At 70.0% G+C, this 16,043-nt stretch carries 15 protein-coding genes; all 15 read right to left on the bottom strand.

Annotated features, from left to right (window positions below):
- Positions 1–13: 13 nt before the first annotated feature.
- On the bottom strand, positions 14–1,606 hold the full coding sequence (gene atpA, locus JO379_RS23510) for a F0F1 ATP synthase subunit alpha (RefSeq protein ID WP_130879937.1): 1,593 nt from the start codon (positions 1,604–1,606) through the stop codon (positions 14–16).
- 115 nt (positions 1,607–1,721) lie between these two features.
- Positions 1,722–2,537: a F0F1 ATP synthase subunit delta gene (locus tag JO379_RS23505; protein WP_130879936.1), complete on the bottom strand. Its 816-nt coding sequence runs from the start codon at positions 2,535–2,537 to the stop codon at positions 1,722–1,724.
- Positions 2,534–3,097, bottom strand: coding sequence for a F0F1 ATP synthase subunit B (locus JO379_RS23500; RefSeq protein WP_130879935.1), 564 nt, complete (start codon positions 3,095–3,097; stop codon positions 2,534–2,536). Before JO379_RS23500 ends, JO379_RS23505 begins: the two co-directional genes overlap by 4 nt.
- A 41-nt stretch (positions 3,098–3,138) precedes the next feature.
- Positions 3,139–3,390 carry an ATP synthase F0 subunit C gene (gene atpE / locus JO379_RS23495; RefSeq protein WP_087926250.1) on the bottom strand — a complete coding sequence of 84 codons (252 nt, stop codon included), beginning with the start codon at positions 3,388–3,390 and terminating at the stop codon, positions 3,139–3,141.
- 76 nt (positions 3,391–3,466) lie between these two features.
- The gene (gene atpB, locus JO379_RS23490) at positions 3,467–4,261 is read right to left on the bottom strand and encodes a F0F1 ATP synthase subunit A (RefSeq protein WP_130880319.1); all 795 of its coding nucleotides are present in this window, start codon (positions 4,259–4,261) and stop codon (positions 3,467–3,469) included.
- A gap of 279 nt (positions 4,262–4,540) precedes the next feature.
- Complete coding sequence (locus JO379_RS23485; protein WP_130879934.1) at positions 4,541–4,978, bottom strand: Cg1360 family ATP-synthase-associated protein; 438 nt, start codon at positions 4,976–4,978, stop codon at positions 4,541–4,543.
- Positions 4,979–5,273: 295 nt separating this feature from the next.
- Positions 5,274–6,608: an MraY family glycosyltransferase gene (locus JO379_RS23480; protein ID WP_242626252.1), complete on the bottom strand. Its 1,335-nt coding sequence runs from the start codon at positions 6,606–6,608 to the stop codon at positions 5,274–5,276.
- 112 nt (positions 6,609–6,720) lie between these two features.
- Complete coding sequence (gene glyA, locus JO379_RS23475) at positions 6,721–8,016, bottom strand: serine hydroxymethyltransferase (protein WP_209516838.1); 1,296 nt, start codon at positions 8,014–8,016, stop codon at positions 6,721–6,723.
- Between the two features lie 256 nt (positions 8,017–8,272).
- Positions 8,273–8,944 (bottom strand): arsenate reductase/protein-tyrosine-phosphatase family protein, encoded by a 672-nt coding sequence (locus JO379_RS23470; protein ID WP_245381531.1) that lies wholly within the window; start codon positions 8,942–8,944, stop codon positions 8,273–8,275.
- Positions 8,941–9,588 carry an L-threonylcarbamoyladenylate synthase gene (locus JO379_RS23465; protein WP_130879931.1) on the bottom strand — a complete coding sequence of 216 codons (648 nt, stop codon included), beginning with the start codon at positions 9,586–9,588 and terminating at the stop codon, positions 8,941–8,943. The genes JO379_RS23470 and JO379_RS23465 overlap by 4 nt, the downstream gene beginning before the upstream one ends.
- 40 nt (positions 9,589–9,628) lie before the next feature.
- A complete protein-coding gene (gene prmC / locus JO379_RS23460; protein WP_130879930.1) occupies positions 9,629–10,474 on the bottom strand; it encodes a peptide chain release factor N(5)-glutamine methyltransferase in 846 nt (281 codons plus the stop codon).
- Positions 10,475–10,595: 121 nt separating this feature from the next.
- Positions 10,596–11,675, bottom strand: coding sequence for a peptide chain release factor 1 (gene prfA / locus JO379_RS23455; protein ID WP_130879929.1), 1,080 nt, complete (start codon positions 11,673–11,675; stop codon positions 10,596–10,598).
- Positions 11,676–11,778: 103 nt separating this feature from the next.
- Entirely contained in the window at positions 11,779–12,000 is a 222-nt protein-coding gene (gene rpmE / locus JO379_RS23450) for a 50S ribosomal protein L31 (RefSeq protein ID WP_087926259.1), read from the bottom strand.
- A gap of 273 nt (positions 12,001–12,273) precedes the next feature.
- On the bottom strand, positions 12,274–13,449 hold the full coding sequence (locus JO379_RS23445; protein WP_130879928.1) for an LCP family protein: 1,176 nt from the start codon (positions 13,447–13,449) through the stop codon (positions 12,274–12,276).
- A gap of 405 nt (positions 13,450–13,854) precedes the next feature.
- Positions 13,855–15,930 (bottom strand): transcription termination factor Rho, encoded by a 2,076-nt coding sequence (rho, locus tag JO379_RS23440; protein WP_209516835.1) that lies wholly within the window; start codon positions 15,928–15,930, stop codon positions 13,855–13,857.
- Between the last annotated feature and the right edge of the window lie 113 nt (positions 15,931–16,043).

The following is a 16,043-nucleotide window of genomic DNA, read 5'->3' as shown; positions in this document are numbered from 1 at the left end:
CCTTCCGTCGTCGTCACTTCGCGGAGCCGGCCGTGGCGTCGTCACCGAGAAGCTTGCCGTCCGAGGTCTCGAACTGCTTCTTGAAGGTGGCGATGGCGTCGGCGAGCGCCTGGAGGGTGTCGTCGGACATCTTGCCGCCCTCGACAATGCTGTCCATCAGGCCCTTGTGCTCGCGGCCCAGGTAGTCGAGCATCTCGCGCTCGAAGCGCTGGATGTCCTCGACCGGCACGTCGTCCATCTTGCCGGTGGTGCCGGCCCAGACGGAGACGACCTGGTTCTCGACCGAGTACGGGGCGTACTGGCCCTGCTTCAGCAGCTCGACCATGCGCTTGCCGCGCTCCAGCTGCGACTTCGAGGCCGCGTCCAGGTCGGAACCGAAGGCGGCGAACGCCTCCAGCTCGCGGTACTGGGCGAGGTCGACACGGAGTCGGCCGGAGACCTGCTTCATGGCCTTGTGCTGGGCCGAGCCACCGACGCGGGAGACCGAGATACCGACGTTCAGCGCCGGGCGCTGGCCCGCGTTGAACAGGTCGGACTCCAGGAAGCACTGGCCGTCGGTGATGGAGATGACGTTGGTCGGGATGAACGCCGACACGTCGTTCGCCTTGGTCTCGACGATCGGCAGACCCGTCATCGAACCGGCGCCCATGTCGTCGGAGAGCTTGGCGCAGCGCTCCAGCAGACGCGAGTGCAGGTAGAAGACGTCACCCGGGTAGGCCTCACGGCCCGGCGGGCGGCGCAGCAGCAGGGACACGGCGCGGTAGGCGTCGGCCTGCTTCGACAGGTCGTCGAAGACGATCAGGACGTGCTTGCCCTGGTACATCCAGTGCTGACCGATGGCCGAGCCGGTGTACGGGGCGAGGTACTTGAAGCCGGCCGGGTCGGACGCCGGAGCCGCGACGATCGTCGTGTACTCCAGGGCGCCGGCCTCCTCCAGCGCACCGCGCACGGACGCGATGGTGGAGCCCTTCTGGCCGATGGCGACGTAGATGCAGCGGACCTGCTTCTTCGGGTCGCCGGAGCGCCAGTTGTCGCGCTGGTTGATGATCGTGTCGACGGCCAGCGCGGTCTTGCCGGTCTGGCGGTCGCCGATGATCAGCTGACGCTGGCCACGGCCGATCGGCACCATCGCGTCGACGGCCTTGAGGCCGGTCTGCATCGGCTCGTGCACCGACTTGCGGACCATGACGCCAGGAGCCTGCAGCTCCAGGGCGCGGCGACCTTCGGTCGCGATCTCGCCGAGGCCGTCGATCGGGTTGCCCAGCGGGTCGACGACGCGGCCGAGGTAACCCTCGCCTACCGCGACGGAGAGCACCTCACCGGTGCGCTGCACCGGCTGGCCCTCCTCGATGCCGCTGAACTCGCCGAGGACGACCGCACCGATCTCGCGCTCCTCGAGGTTGAGGGCGAGACCGAGGGTTCCGTCCTCGAACCGCAGCAGCTCGTTCGCCATGGCCGAGGGAAGACCCTCGACCTTCGCGATGCCGTCGCCGGCAACGCTGACCGTACCGACCTCCTCGCGCGAGGCCGCGTCCGGCTTGTACGCCTGGACAAAGTTCTCCAGCGCGTCCCGGATCTCCTCCGGCCGGATCGTGAGCTCCGCCATCTGGGTTCCCTGCTCTCCTTGTTGGGCCCGAAGTATTTCTTCTCTGGAGGAAGCCCTCCAGAGGACACCGTCGGCCCAACTCGGGCCGTCAGTCATGCTCTTGAGTTGGTGGCTGTCAGCCGGCCATCCGGCGGCTCGCCTCGGCGAGCCGGTCCGCGATGGTGCCGTTGATGACCTCGTCACCGATCCGCACCTGGACACCACCGAGAACCTCGGGGTCCACGTCCAGGTTGAGGTGGACACGCCGTCCGTACAGCTTGGCGAGCGCCTCACCGAGGCGCTGCTTCTGCTGGTCGTTCAGCGGCACCGCGGACCTGACCTCCGCGACCATCCGGTCCCGGCGGTCGGCGGCCAGCTTGGAGAGGGCGTTGAGCCCCGACTCCAGGCTACGTCCACGCGGGTGCGTGACGAGTCGGATCACCAGTCGCTCGGTGGCCGGGTTGGCCCGGCCGCCCAGCAGGCTGTGCAGCAGCTCGGCCTTGGCCGAACGGCTCGCGACCTTGTCGGTCAGCGCCGACCGCAGCTCGGCGTTCGAGGTGACGATCCGGCCGAAGCGGAACAGCTCGTCCTCGACGTCGTCCAGGACACCGGTCCGCTGAGCGGCGATGAAGTCGGCGCTGTCGGCCAGCTCCTCGATCGCGTCCACCAGGTCACGCGAACGCGACCAGCGGGAGCGCACCATGCCGGCCACCAGATCGGCGGTCTCGCCGCCCACCTGGGCGCCCAGCAGCCGCCGGGCAAGCTCGGCCTTGGCCTCGCCGGACTGCGCCGGGTCGGTCAGGACCCGACGCAGCGACACCTCGCGGTCGAGCAGCGCGGTGACGGCGGCAAGCTCCTCGGCGAGCTTCGCCGCGTCGACGGACGTGTTGTCCGCCAGCGCGTCGAGGCTCTCGCGTGCGGAGGCCAGGGCCTCGCGGCTCGCTCCGCTCATCGGGTCACCTCTGCCTTCGCCGCACCGGCCGACTTGTTCTCGAGTTCGTCGAGGAAGCGGTCGATGGTCCGGCTCTGCCGGGTGGCGTCCTTGAGGGACTCACCCACGAGCTTGGCCGCCAGGTCGCCGGCCAGCTGGCCCACGTCCTGTCGCAGCGAAGCCGCTGCGGACTTGCGGTCGGCCTCGATCTGGGCGTGGCCGGCCGCGATGATCTCCTCGCGCTGACGCTGACCCTCGGACCGCATCTCGGCGATCATCGCGACGCCCTGCTCCTGCGCCTCCTGGCGCAGACGCGCGGCCTCGTGGCGGGCGTCGGCGAGCTGTGCCCGGTAGTCGTCGAGCACCTGCTGAGCCTCGGCCTGCGCGGCCTCGGCCTTCTCCAGGCCGCCTTCGATGGCCTCGCGGCGCTCTTCGAGAACCTTGTTGATCTTCGGAGAGAGCTTCTTGGCCAGGAAGAAGAAGACGATGGCGAAGGCGATCAGACCGATGACGAGCTCTGGGATCGGCGGCAGAAGGGGAGCTTCCACTTCCCCCTCGCTCGCCAAGAGCAGGGCTTTCACATCAATGCCTTCCGTCGAAAACAGTGGTCGTCGGACCGTGATCAGGCAGACGGGTAGACGAACGGCATGACCAGACCGATCAGGGCGAGCGCCTCACAGAAGGCGAAGCCGAGGATCTGGTTGGCGCGGATCAGGCCGGCGGCCTCGGGCTGACGGGCCAGCGCCTGGGTGCCGTTACCGAAGACGATGCCGACGCCGACGCCGGGGCCGATCGCGGCGAGGCCGTAGCCGATCGAGCCGAGGTTGCCCTTGATCTCGACACCAGCGGCGATGGTCTGGAGAGCAGCAGACATGCTCGTTCTTCCTTCTCTTTCACGGACCGGTGGGGGTTGGCCACCGGACGATTGTTGGACTGGGAGGCGAGGGCACTCAGTGGTGCTCGGCGAGCGCGCCCTGGACGTAGTTGGTGGCCAGCAGCACGAAGACGTACGCCTGGACGGCCTGGATGAACAGCTCGAAGGCGGTCATCACGATGGTCATCACGAACGAGACACCCGCGTAGGCGATGCCGATGCCGTTCAGCAGGTACCAGCTGGCGATGGTGAACATCAGGATCAGCAGGTGGCCGGCGAACATGTTGGCGAAGAGTCGCACCGCGTGGGTGAACGGCCTGACCAGCACGTTCGAGAAGAACTCCAGGGTCACCGCGAGCGGGAGGACGCCACCGAGCGACTTGTCGTAGCCGGTGATGTTCTTCAGACCGCCGACGAAGCCGTGCTTCTTGAACGTCAGGTACATCCACAGGACGTAGACGATCAGCGCGAGCGCCGCCGGGAAGGCGATGATCGAGGTCACGGGGAACTGGGCGACCGGAATGATCGACCAGAGGTTCATGATCCAGACGAAGAAGAACAGCGAGACCATGAAGGGGACGTACTTCTCGCCCTCCTTCTTGCCGAGCGCCTCGTAGACGATGCCGCGGCGTACGAAGTCGTAACCCGCCTCACCGACCATCTGCAGCTTGCCCGGGACCACCTTCGCCCGGCCGAACGCCGCCCAGAAGAAACCGATGATCAGGAACGTGCCCAGCACGGCCAGCAGCATCGGCTTGTTGAAGTCGAAGCCACCGATGCTGAAGATCGGTTCAAACAAGAACGAGTGAAGGCCTGGGGCTGGGAAGCCGCACCCATCGAAGATGTGGCAATCGGTCTCGAAGGCGAGCATCTGTTCAGCACTCACCGCGAGCTCCTTCAGCGTGGCGCATAGGTACGGCAACCTCGTTGTGTCGGCGCGGCGCACAGCCGCGGAACGGCACTGGACTGGTCTTGCGGATGGGGGGGCAGGTGACCGGCGCGGGACCGGTCGGCGTAAGCGGCATCAGCTGCATGGACCGCCGATTCCGTCCCGGGATACTCGGGAGTTCAGCTGCCTGCGCCCACTGTGCCTCAGATGGCACCGGACGATAGCAGGTGAGCACCGGCACCTTTATGGCGGCCCTACCGGTCACGACGGAGACCCTGCGGGCGCGGACTTCTTCGCCTCGGAGGATTCCGGTTCCACATAAAGGATCTTGGCCTTCAGGTAGGCACGCGTCTGGGCCGCCGTCCACACGAGGACGGCGGCGAGCAGCGCGAACGCGAAGGCCCGGGTGTTGAAAAGCGAGGTGTCCCGGAAGACCGCCAGCACGACGGCGGAGATCAGGAACTGGGTCACGTACAGCACCAGGCCCATGGCCTGGAACAAGTGCGGGAACGACTTCGCGGTGCGCTGGAGCACATAGAGACCCAGGGCCATGACGCCACCCGCGACGGCTGTGCCGACGGCGGCGCCGATCGCACCCTTGCCACCGGCGAGGACACCGCTGACGGCGACAGCGACCACACCGGCGAGGGCGGTCGGGACGGCGCAGCGCAGGAGTGTTCGAGCGTCGTTGGACTGCATGAAGGGTTTCTCCGGCGAGAGGTCGGAAGCAACGATTCGTCGTGGACGAGCGTATCCCCGGGAGTGAGACGTGACTCGCGACGAAGGGCCGCCGCACTACGGTCCTTCGGCTCTAGCACCGGGTTTAGTGAACGGTATCACAAACTATTTGATGAGGTCTTTACCTACATCGTGTGCTGGCCCTCACACACAAGGGTGAATGTGCTGGTTGTAGGGCTGACGGGCCACATATTTCTCTGCTAAAAGCCCCCAGCGAAACCTGCTTCACTCCTGCGGCGGTGCCACTCGGGCTGGGTCAACGGTGGCTGCTGATCTTCCTGGTGTGCGGGAAGCGCGACCGGTCGCCGATGGCCGTCGCCCCGTGCAGCCCCGCCGGAACGGGCTCGCGCTGCTCCCCGATGCCCGCGCCCTCGGCCGTCCCGCCGGCGCCCGCCCCTGCCGCCGCGGCCACCACGACCGACTTGCGGCGGCGGTAGCGCGGCGGCACGAAGGCCTCCGCCCAGCGCGGAGCGCGCGGGGTGAAGCGCGGCAGCAGCAGAAGGACCAGGCCGACCGCGCTGAGCGCCACGATGACCAGCAAGATCCAGACACTCGCCGAGTGCACGGAATAGGCGACGGTGCCGAAGGCGATGAGCGCCGACCAGAAATACATGATCAATACGGCGCGGCTGTGCGAGTGGCCGATTTCCAGCAGCCGGTGGTGCAGATGCCCGCGGTCGGCGGCGAACGGCGACTGCCCGTTCCAGGTCCGGCGCACGATGGCCAGCAGCAGGTCCGCGACGGGCACCGCGATCACCGTGAGCGGCAGCAGCAGCGGGATGTAGACCGGCACCGTGGCATGCACGGCCGCGCGCTCCGAACCGACGAAGAGACTGAGCGCGTCCGGGTCGAGCTGCCCGGTCACCGAGATGGCGCCCGCCGCCAGCACCAGGCCGATCAGCATCGAGCCGGAGTCGCCCATGAAGATCCGGGCTGGGTGCATGTTGTGCGGCAGGAAGCCCAGGCACATGCCCATCAGGACCGCCGCGAACAGCGTCGCGGGCGCGGCCGCCTCCAGCCCGTACCCGAACCAGATCCGGTAGGTGTACATGAAGAACGCGGCGGCGGCGATGCAGACCATGCCCGACGCCAGCCCGTCCAGGCCGTCCACGAAGTTCACGGCGTTGATGGTGATGACGACCAGCGCGACGGTCAGCAGCGTGCCCTGCATCGGCGTGAGCGAGACCGGGCCCACACCGGGCACCGGGATCCACAGGATCGTCAGACCCTGGAGCACCATCACACCGGCGGCGATCATCTGCCCGCCGAGCTTGACCAGGGCGTCCACGCCCCACTTGTCGTCCAGCACCCCGAGCAGCCAGATCAGCCCGGCCCCGGAGAGCAGCGCCCGGGGCTCGTTGGACAGCTCGAAGACGCTCTTGAGGTTCGACAGGTGCGCGGCCACCAGCAGTCCCGCGCACAGCCCGCCGAACATCGCGATACCGCCGAGCCGCGGCGTCGGTTCGCGGTGCACGTCCCGCGCGCGGATCTCCGGCATCGCCCCGGCCGCGATGGCGAACTTCCGCACCGGACCCGTCAGCAGATAAGTGACCGCTGCGGTGACGCACAGCGTCAGCAGATATTCACGCACGGGCTGCCCCAGAGTTTTCGCTGGACATCACAGCCCCACACCATATTCGCGTCCGCCCCCGATCTGTGAATGTGGCTGGAGACGTTGGCCACGCCCCGGCGGTTGCGGAGGGTCAGAATCGGGCGGGATAGGGCGGGAAGTCCGCTGCCAGGCGCAGCACCGCCTCCCGGACGGCGCCGCCCGGCCCGTCCCCGCGCAGCGCGGCACCCATGAGGCCCGCCAGGCGGCCCATCTCGGCCTCGCCCATGCCCTGGGTGGTGACCGCCGCGGTGCCCAGCCGCAGGCCGCGACCGGTGCCGTGGGGCAGCCCGCAGGTGTCGAGGACGATGCCCGCCGCCGCGAGCCGGCCGCGGGCCACGGCGGCGTCCGGTGCGAGCGCGCCGAGGTGCGCGGTGATCAGGTGGGTGTCGGTGCCGCCCGTGGTCACGGTGAGTCCCTCCGCGGCCAGCGCGCCGGCCAGCGCACGGGCGTTGGCCACCACCCGATGGGCGTACGTGGTGAACGCCGGCGTCGCGGCCTCGCCGAAGGCGACGGCCTTCGCCGCCACGGTGTGCATCTGCGGGCCGCCCTGCGTGAGCGGGAACACCGCCCGGTCGATCCGGTCGGCCAGCTCCGGACCGCACAGCAGCAGCCCGCCGCGCGGGCCGCGCAGCACCTTGTGCGTGGTGGCGCACACCACGTCCGCGTACGGCACGGGGCTGGGCGCCGCTCCCCCGGCGACCAGGCCGATGGGGTGCGCGGCGTCGACGACGAGATACGCGCCGGTCTCGTCGCAGATGTCGCGGAAGGCGGCGTAGTCGGGATGCCGGGGGTAGGAGATCGAGCCGCAGACGATCGCCTTGGGCCGGTGCTCACGGGCCAGGGCGCGGACCCGCGCGTAGTCGATCAGACCGGTCTCCTCGCGGACCCCGTAGCCGACGAAGTCGTACCAGCGGCCCGAGAAGCTCGCAGGTGAGCCGTGGGAGAGGTGCCCGCCGTGGGTGAGGGACATGGCCAGGGCGGTGTCGCCGGGGCGCAGCAGGGCGGCGTAGGCGGCCATCACGGCGGCGGTCCCGGAGTGCGGCTGGACGTTGGCGTGCGCGGCGCCGAAGAGGTCCTTGGCGCGGTCGACGGCGGTGCGCTCGGCGGCGTCCACCAGCTCGCAGCCGCCGTGGTGGCGGGCGCCGGGGTAACCCTCGGCGTACTTGTTGGCCAGCGGGGAGCCGAGGGCGGCGAGCACGGCGGGCGAGGTGAAGTTCTCGGCGGCGATGAGCTGGATGCCGGTGGCCTGCCGGTTCGCCTCGCCGAGGAGGATCTCGGCCATCTCGGGGTCCTGCCGCAGCAGCGCGTCGAAGCCGGGGCCCCATGCGGGGAGGCCGGTGGCGCCGTCCGCGGGGGCGCCCCTGGTGGGCGTGGGGGTGACGGGCATCGCTGGCTCCGGGCTGTGCGGTGCGATGGCTGTGCGGTGCGATGGTCTCCACCCCAATGTAGGCCCGTGCCGGCCCGCGTGCCCGTCGTTGCCGCCTGCGCCCGTCGTTGCCGCCTGCGGCGGCGAGCGCCCTGCGGGCGCGTCCTCAAACGCCGGACGGGCTTGTTTCGGCTGAGCCCGGCCACATCAAGCCCGTCCGGCGTTTGAGGACACCCGCCGCGCAGCGGTGGTGCGCCCCGTGATCCGCCGGACAGGCCTACGCGCGGGCAGGTACCCCGGTCAGGGCGGTGACGACCGGGTCGAGTGCCTGGTTGATCTCGTCACCGATGGAGCGGAAGAAGGTGATCGGGGCGCCGTAGGGGTCGTGGACCTCGTCGGCCTCCGCGTTCGGGGCGAGCAGCCAGCCGCGCAGCGCGGCGGCTGCCTGCACCAGGGCGCGGGCGCGGTCGACCACCCCGCCGGCCTGCTCGGGGTCCGGGAGGGTCGCGTGGTCTATGGCCCGTACCAGCCGGGTGAACTCCTTGAGCGTGAACGTCCGCAGCCCCGCGGAGTGGCCCATCGAGATGACCTGGGCGCGGTGGTCCCGGGTGGCGGTGAGCACGAGATCGGCGCGGATGACGTGCTCGTCCAGCAGCTCACGGCCGATGAAGCCGTCCGGGTCGGCGCCGAGGTCGGCCAGGACGGTCGCCGCGTGCGCCTCCATCGGGGCTCCCTCGTGTCCCCAGGTGCCGGCGCTCTCCACCACGAGACCGCCCGTGAGGGGGTCGCCGAGGCGGTCGGAGAGGGCATGGCGGGTCAGCCGCTCGGTGATGGGCGAGCGGCAGACGTTGCCGGTGCTGACGTGGAGGATGCGGAAGGTGGGGACCCCGGACCGGCCGGGGTCATAGGTGTCCGGTCCCGCTATGCCACGCCCCTGCGGGGCGATCAATTGGCCACCTCGAGATCGGGGACTACCTCGCGCAGCTGCTCGGCGCTGAGCGCGCCGGCCCGCAGCAGCACGGGCACCTTGCCGGTGACGTCGACGATGGAGGAGGGCACGTTGTCCGGGGTGGAGCCGCCGTCGAGGTAGACCGAGACGGAGTCGCCGAGCATCTCCTGCGCGGAGTCGCAGTCCTGCGGGGCCGGGTGGCCCGTGAGGTTGGCGCTGGAGACGGCCATGGGGCCGAACTCGGTGAGCAGCTCGATGGCGACGGGGTGCAGCGGCATCCGCACGGCGACGGTGCCGTGCGTCTCGCCGAGGTCCCAGGTCAGCGAGGGCTGGTGGTTGGCGACCAGGGTGAGCGCGCCGGGCCAGAAGGCGTCGACCAGCTCCCAGGCCTGCTCGGAGAAGTCCGTGACCAGCCCGTGCAGGGTGTTCGGAGAACCGACGAGAACGGGCGTGGGCATGCCACGTCCGCGTCCCTTGGCCTCCAGGAGGTCGCCGACGGCCTCGCGGCTGAAGGCGTCCGCACCGATGCCGTAGACGGTGTCGGTGGGCAGCACGACCAGCTCGCCGCGGCGGACCGCGGCGGCGGCTTCGCGCAGACCGGTCTTGCGGTCGGTCGCGTCGCTGCAGTCGTATCGCCGTGCCATCACATCTCCTTCGCGAAGCGGTTAGGTGCCGTTGCCCCGCTCACGCCGTCGCCCTACGGGCCGTCGCGAAGCGCGGGCGGTTGTTGAGGTCGGGGTGGTCGGCAGCGTCCGCCCAGCCCTTCTCCTCGGTGAAGATCCACGGCACCTGGCCGCCCTGGGTGTCGGCGTGCTCGATGACGACGACGCCGCCCGGCCGCAGCAGCCGGTGGGCGGTGCGCTCGATGCCGCGGATGGTGTCGAGGCCGTCCTCGCCGGAGAACAGCGCGAGCTGCGGGTCGTGGTCGCGGGCCTCGGGCGCCACGAACTCCCACTCGGTGAGCGGGATGTACGGCGGGTTGCTGATGACCAGGTCGACCTGGCCGTCCAGCTCCGGCAGGGCGGTCAGGGCGTTGCCGTGGTGCAGCGACACCCGGGAGCCCTCGACGTTCTTGCGGGCCCAGCCGAGGGCGCCCTCGTCCAGCTCCACGGCGTGCACCCGGGAGCGCGGCACCTCCTGCGCGAGGGCCAGGGCGATGGCCCCGGAGCCGGTGCACAGGTCGACGATCAGGGGCTCGACGACGTCCATGGCCCGTACGGCGTCTATGGCCCAGCCGACGACCGACTCGGTCTCGGGGCGGGGCACGAAGACTCCGGGGCCCACCTGGAGCTCGAGGTAGCGGAAGAACGCGCGGCCGGTGATGTGCTGGAGCGGCTCCCGGGCCTCGCGGCGGGCGACCGCCTCCCAGTAGCGGGCGTCGAAGTCGGCGTCGGCCACGTTGTGCAGCTCACCCCGCTTGACGCCGTGCACGAACGCGGCCAGCTCCTCCGCGTCGAAGCGCGGAGAAGGTACGCCGGCGTCGGCCAACCGCTGGGTGGCTTGCGCCACCTCGGCGAGCAGCAGGTTCACGTTGATCCTCTCGCGCTTTCGTCACGGCGGCTGTCCTGGCCGTCGCACGGGCTCGACGGGTCGAGCCCGCCCGGCGACCGCGGACGCGTCGCACGCCGCATTGGGGCATTGTCTCAGTCGGTCAGCCGGCGTCAGCCAGTTTGGCGGCCGAGTCGGCGTCGACGCACGCCTGGATGACCGGGTCCAGCTCGCCGTCGAGCACCTGGTCCAAGTTGTACGCCTTGAACCCGACCCGGTGGTCGGAGATGCGGTTTTCCGGGAAGTTGTACGTACGGATCTTCTCGGAGCGGTCGACCGTGCGGACCTGGCTGCGACGGGCGTCGGCGGCGTTCTTCTCCGCCTCCTCCTGGGCCGCGGCGAGCAGCCGGGACCGCAGGATGCGCATGGCCTGCTCCTTGTTCTGGAGCTGGCTCTTCTCGTTCTGGCAGGAGGCGACGATGCCGGTCGGCAGGTGCGTGATGCGGACCGCGGAGTCGGTGGTATTGACGGACTGGCCGCCGGGGCCCGACGAGCGGTAGACGTCGATGCGCAGGTCGTTGGCGTGGATCTCGACGTCGATCTCCTCGGCCTCGGGCGTGACGAGCACGCCGGCGGCGGAGGTGTGGATCCGGCCCTGGGACTCGGTGGCGGGCACGCGCTGCACGCGGTGCACTCCGCCCTCGTACTTCAGCCGCGCCCAGACGCCCTGGCCGGGCTCGGTGGCGCCGTTGCCGCCCTTGGTCTTCACGGCGACCTGGACGTCCTTGTAGCCGCCCAGCTCGGACTCGGTGGCGTCGATGATCTCGGTCTTCCAGCCGACGCGCTCGGCGTAGCGCAGGTACATCCGCAGCAGGTCGCCGGCGAAGAGCGCCGACTCGTCGCCGCCCGCACCCGCCTTGACCTCGAGGATGACGTCCTTGTCGTCGCTGGGGTCGCGCGGGACGAGCAGCAGGCGCAGCTTCTCGGTGAGCGCCTCGCGCTGCTTCTCGATCACCTTGACCTCGGCGGCGAAGTCCGGGTCGTCGGCGGCGAACTCGCGCGCGGTCTCGATGTCCTCGCCGGCCTGCTTCCAGGAGCGGTAGGTCCCGACGATCGGGGTCAGCTCGGCGTAGCGCTTGTTGAGCTTGCGGGCGTTGGCCTGGTCCGCGTGCACGGCGGGGTCGGCGAGCCGCTTCTCGAGGTCGGCGTGCTCACCGATCAGTTCCTCGACTGCCTCGAACATCAAGTTTCCCTAGCTGGAAGTGACGGGCCTGCTGGACGACAAAGCGCCGGTCCGGTCACCCCTCGCGCGCGAAGGGCGACCGAGAACCGGCGCCTGCGGGTCGCTACTTCTTGGCAGCGGCGGCCTTGCCGAAGCGGGCCTCGAACCGCGCCACGCGGCCACCGGTGTCGAGGATCTTCTGCTTGCCCGTGTAGAACGGGTGGCACTCGGAGCACACGTCGGCACGGATGGTGCCGTCCGCGACGGTGCTACGGGTGGTGAACGAGGCGCCACAGGTGCAGCTGACCTGGGTCTCGACGTAATCCGGGTGGATGTCGCGCTTCAAGGGATCTCCTAGGTTCGGGAGGGCGCCGGGTCGCAGAGGCGGGATTGCCTTACGTGAACCGGGGCCGACGTACCAGTTTGCCAGTACTGGCCGTATCCCCCAAAACGTGGGGTGGCGGCCAGGTATTCCCCCGTTGTCCGGCCCCGGGACCAGGAGCGGCCCCGGGGGAAAAGGCGCAGGTGGGGGGCGGGATGGCGGCCCGCAAGGGGCCATTACGGCCGGTCCGGCCGATTGCCACCTGGCCGGCCGGCTACTTGACGGGGCTCTTCTCCGCTACTTGACGGGGCTCTTCTTCTCGGCCTTCCCGTCCGCGCCCTTGCCGGCCGAGACCTGCTTCACGGCGTTGTCCGCGTCCGTCTTCGTGCCCGCGCCGTCCTTGAGCGCGGACTGCGGTATCTCCCGGTCGGCGCGGAGCGCGTCCCAGACCTCGGCGGACTCGGCCTCCAGCGGCACCACCCGGTTGGGGTCCCGGGGGTCGTACGTGACCGGCAGCGTGACCATGTGCATGTCGTTGGACTCGATGCCCTTGAGCCCGTTGGCGAAGCTCATCAGCTTGTCGAGCGAGGCCAGCTCCCGGTCGGTGGTGACGGCCTTGGTGGCGGTGTCGGCGAGACCGTAGAGCTTGGTGGGGCTGGTGAAGAGGCCCACCGACTTGATCTGGTCCAGCAGCGCCTTGATGAAGGTCTGCTGGAGCTTGATCCGGCCGAGGTCGCTGCCGTCACCGACGCCCTTGCGGGTGCGGACGAGCGCGAGGGACTTCTCGCCGTCGAGGGTGTGGGTGCCCGCGGCGAGGTCGAGGTGGCTCCACTTGTCGTGGATGGGCTTGGCGGTGGTGACCTCCACCCCGCCGAGCTTGTCGATCATCTTCTGGAAGCCGGCGAAGTCGACCTCCACGAAGTGGTCCATCCGGATGCCGGTCATGCTCTCGACGGTCGCGACCGCGCAGGCCGGGCCGCCGATCGAGTACGCCTCGTTGAACTGCGCGCGCTTCACGGCCGGGCTGGTCCTGCCCTCGGACGTCTTGCACTCGGGGCGGGAGACGATGGTGTCGCGCGGGATGCTGACGACGCTGGCCTTCTTGTGGCCCTCGTAGACGTGCAGGATCATCGCGGTGTCGGAGCGGGCGCTGCCCTCGTCCGTGCCGTACTTGGCGTTGGCACCGGCCCGGGAGTCGGAGCCGAGGACGAGGATGTCCTGCGAGCCGTTGTCGACGTCCTTGGGGCGGTTCTTGCCCAGCGCGGCATTGATGTCCACGCCGTGCAGATTGCCGTTGAACTTGAAGTAGAGGAACCCGAGGCCGCAGCCTCCGAGCAGAATGACCCCGGCGAGGGCCCAGGCGGCTATTCGCCAGCCCTTACGACGGGCCGGAGGCTTACGGCGCCGGCCGCGTGACCCGCCGGCACGCCGACGGCGCGATCCCGCCCTCGTGCCCTTGCTGTCGTCAGCCATACGTCCTCAGTCCTCCGCTGCTCTCCGGCTACCCCCTGCCGCCTTGGTCAGGCATGGTGTCCCGTCATCCGGTCAGACGGGAGAGCCTGCGCCAGGGTTGCACAGCGGGTTCTGAGGACCTTCTTAGAAAGCACGCCGCCCGGCGCCCCCGCGCGAACCCGCCACGACCCCGCCCACCTGGGATTTCGGCCAGAAAGAGGCAAAAGTTCAAGCCAATGTCGGACGGCGGTGCTGTGGCGCAAATCTCAGACGGTCACGAGGCGGACTCGAGATGATCACGACTGCGACACGGCACGGTCGTTGCGACCGGCGACGGGGCCGGGGCCGGACGCACGACCGCCCCGCCACACAAGTGGCGGGGCGGTCGTGGTGATGCGTGGGTGACGCGTCGTGCGTCAGAGCAGATCAGTCGTTGCCGTTGCCCGAGGAGGGCGTGGTCTTCGCGATCTGCATCAGGAACTCCGCGTTGGACTTCGTCTGCTTCATCTTGTCGAGAAGCAGCTCGATGGCCTGCTGCGAGTCGAGCGCGTGCAGCACCCGGCGGAGCTTCCAGACGATCGCCAACTCATCGGCACCCAGGAGGATCTCCTCCTTGCGGGTACCGGACGGGTCGACGTCCACGGCCGGGAAGATGCGCTTGTCGGCGAGCTTCCGGTCGAGCTTGAGCTCCATGTTGCCGGTGCCCTTGAACTCCTCGAAGATCACCTCGTCCATGCGCGAGCCGGTCTCGACGAGCGCGGTGGCCAGGATGGTCAGCGAGCCGCCGTCCTCGATGTTGCGCGCGGCACCGAAGAACTTCTTCGGCGGGTAGAGCGCGGTCGAGTCGACACCACCGGACAGGATGCGGCCCGAGGCCGGGGCGGCCAGGTTGTAGGCACGGCCCAGACGGGTGATCGAGTCCAGCAGGACGACCACGTCGTGACCCAGCTCGACGAGGCGCTTGGCGCGCTCGATGGCCAGCTCGGCGACGGTGGTGTGGTCCTCGGCCGGGCGGTCGAAGGTCGAGGAGATGACCTCGCCCTTGACCGACCGCTGCATGTCGGTGACCTCTTCCGGACGCTCGTCGACCAGGACGACCATCAGGTGGCACTCGGGGTTGTTCGTGGTGATCGCGTTGGCGATCGCCTGCATGATCATGGTCTTGCCGGTCTTCGGCGGGGCCACGATCAGACCGCGCTGGCCCTTGCCGATCGGCGCGACCAGGTCGATGATCCGGGTCGTCAGCACACCCGGGTCCGTCTCCAACCGCAGGCGGTCCTGCGGGTAGAGCGGGGTGAGCTTGCCGAACTCCGGGCGGCCACGGCCCGTTTCGGGCGCCATGCCGTTCACCGAGTCGAGGCGGACGAGGGCGTTGAACTTCTCGCGCCGCTCGCCGTCCTTCGGCTGCCGGACCGCACCGGTGACGTGGTCACCCTTGCGCAGGCCGTTCTTACGGACCTGGGCGAGGGAGACATAGACGTCGTTCGGGCCCGGGAGGTAGCCGGAGGTCCGGATGAACGCGTAGTTGTCGAGGATGTCGAGGATGCCGGCGACGGGGATCAGGACGTCGTCGTCGGAGACCTGCGGCTCGTTGCCGAAGCCCTCGTCACGGCCACGACGGCCACGGCGGTCGCGGTAGCGGCCGCGACGGCCGCGACGGCCGCCCTCGAAGTCGTCGTCGTCCTGCGGGCCGCCCTGGCCGCCGCCCTGCGGGCCGCGGTTGTCGCGCTGCTGCTGACGGTCCTGGCGGTCGCCGCCGGCCTGGCCGGCACCGTCGCGGTTGCCACGGCGGTCACGGTCACGCTCGCCGCGCTCGCCACGGTCACGCTCGCCGCGCTGGCCGCGCTCGGCACGCTCACCGCGCTCGCGGCGCTCGCCCTTGCCGGCGCGCTCGCCGCGCTCCTGGCGCTCGCCGCTCTTGGCGGCCTTGCCCTCGGCGGTGTCCACGGCCGTCTCGGCCTTGGCCTCGGCGCGCTCCTCGACCTTGACCTCGGTCTTGGTCTCGGTGGCCGTCTCGGGGCTGCCCGAGGGCGCGGTCGCACGACGGCGACGGCGCTCGCCGGCCGGCTGCTCGTCGCTGCTCGGCTGGCCCGGGATCTCGATCTGCTGCTGGGCAGCGGCCTTCTCGGCGGGCTTCTCGGCGGCCGCCTCACCCGTACGGGCCTTGGAGGTCGCACGGCGCTTCGGCTTGGCCTCGGCGGGGGCCGCCTCGGCGGCCTTGGCGGACGAGGCGGAGCCGGCCTGCTTCTCCTTGATGACCTCGATCAGCTGGCCTTTGCGCATCCGCGCGGTGCCCTTGATGCCGAGGCCGGAGGCAACCTGCTGGAGCTCGGCCAGGACCATGCCGTCGAGGCCGGTGCCCGAGCGGCGCCGCTTGGGCGCGGTAGAGGCACCGGTGGCAGGCGCGGCGGGAGCGTCCGTGGCGGGCGCGGAGGCATTGCCGGCGTCACTGCCCGCAGTGCCGGCGGCGTTCACGCCCATCAGATCGGTGGTGTCGCTCACGAAGGGTCCTTCCCTGGAGCGGGCGTCGGCCTGTCTGGCTCGGCGACCGGTTGTGCTGTCCGGCTGCGGTCCTGGTATGCGGACCGGGCCTGGGCGGTGGTCCGCCGGTACGG

This window comes from Streptomyces syringium (assembly GCF_017876625.1).
GTDB classification, from domain to species: domain Bacteria; phylum Actinomycetota; class Actinomycetes; order Streptomycetales; family Streptomycetaceae; genus Streptomyces; species Streptomyces syringius.
The sequence above is the reverse complement of the archived record's forward strand: the minus strand, read 5'-3'. Positions and strand labels throughout refer to the sequence as shown.

Excerpts from the sequence above, each read along its gene's own strand:
- atpA (WP_130879937.1), bottom strand. The coding sequence starts at position 1,606 with ATGGCGGAGCTCACGATCCGGCCGGAGGAGATCCGGGACGCGCTGGAG.
- JO379_RS23505 (WP_130879936.1), bottom strand. The coding sequence starts at position 2,537 with ATGAGCGGAGCGAGCCGCGAGGCCCTGGCCTCCGCACGCGAGAGCCTC.
- atpE (WP_087926250.1), bottom strand. The coding sequence starts at position 3,390 with ATGTCTGCTGCTCTCCAGACCATCGCCGCTGGTGTCGAGATCAAGGGC.
- atpB (WP_130880319.1), bottom strand. The coding sequence starts at position 4,261 with ATGCTCGCCTTCGAGACCGATTGCCACATCTTCGATGGGTGCGGCTTC.
- JO379_RS23485 (WP_130879934.1), bottom strand. The coding sequence starts at position 4,978 with ATGCAGTCCAACGACGCTCGAACACTCCTGCGCTGCGCCGTCCCGACC.
- glyA (WP_209516838.1), bottom strand. The coding sequence starts at position 8,016 with ATGCCCGTCACCCCCACGCCCACCAGGGGCGCCCCCGCGGACGGCGCC.
- JO379_RS23465 (WP_130879931.1), bottom strand. The coding sequence starts at position 9,588 with ATGGCACGGCGATACGACTGCAGCGACGCGACCGACCGCAAGACCGGT.
- prfA (WP_130879929.1), bottom strand. The coding sequence starts at position 11,675 with ATGTTCGAGGCAGTCGAGGAACTGATCGGTGAGCACGCCGACCTCGAG.
- JO379_RS23445 (WP_130879928.1), bottom strand. The coding sequence starts at position 13,449 with ATGGCTGACGACAGCAAGGGCACGAGGGCGGGATCGCGCCGTCGGCGT.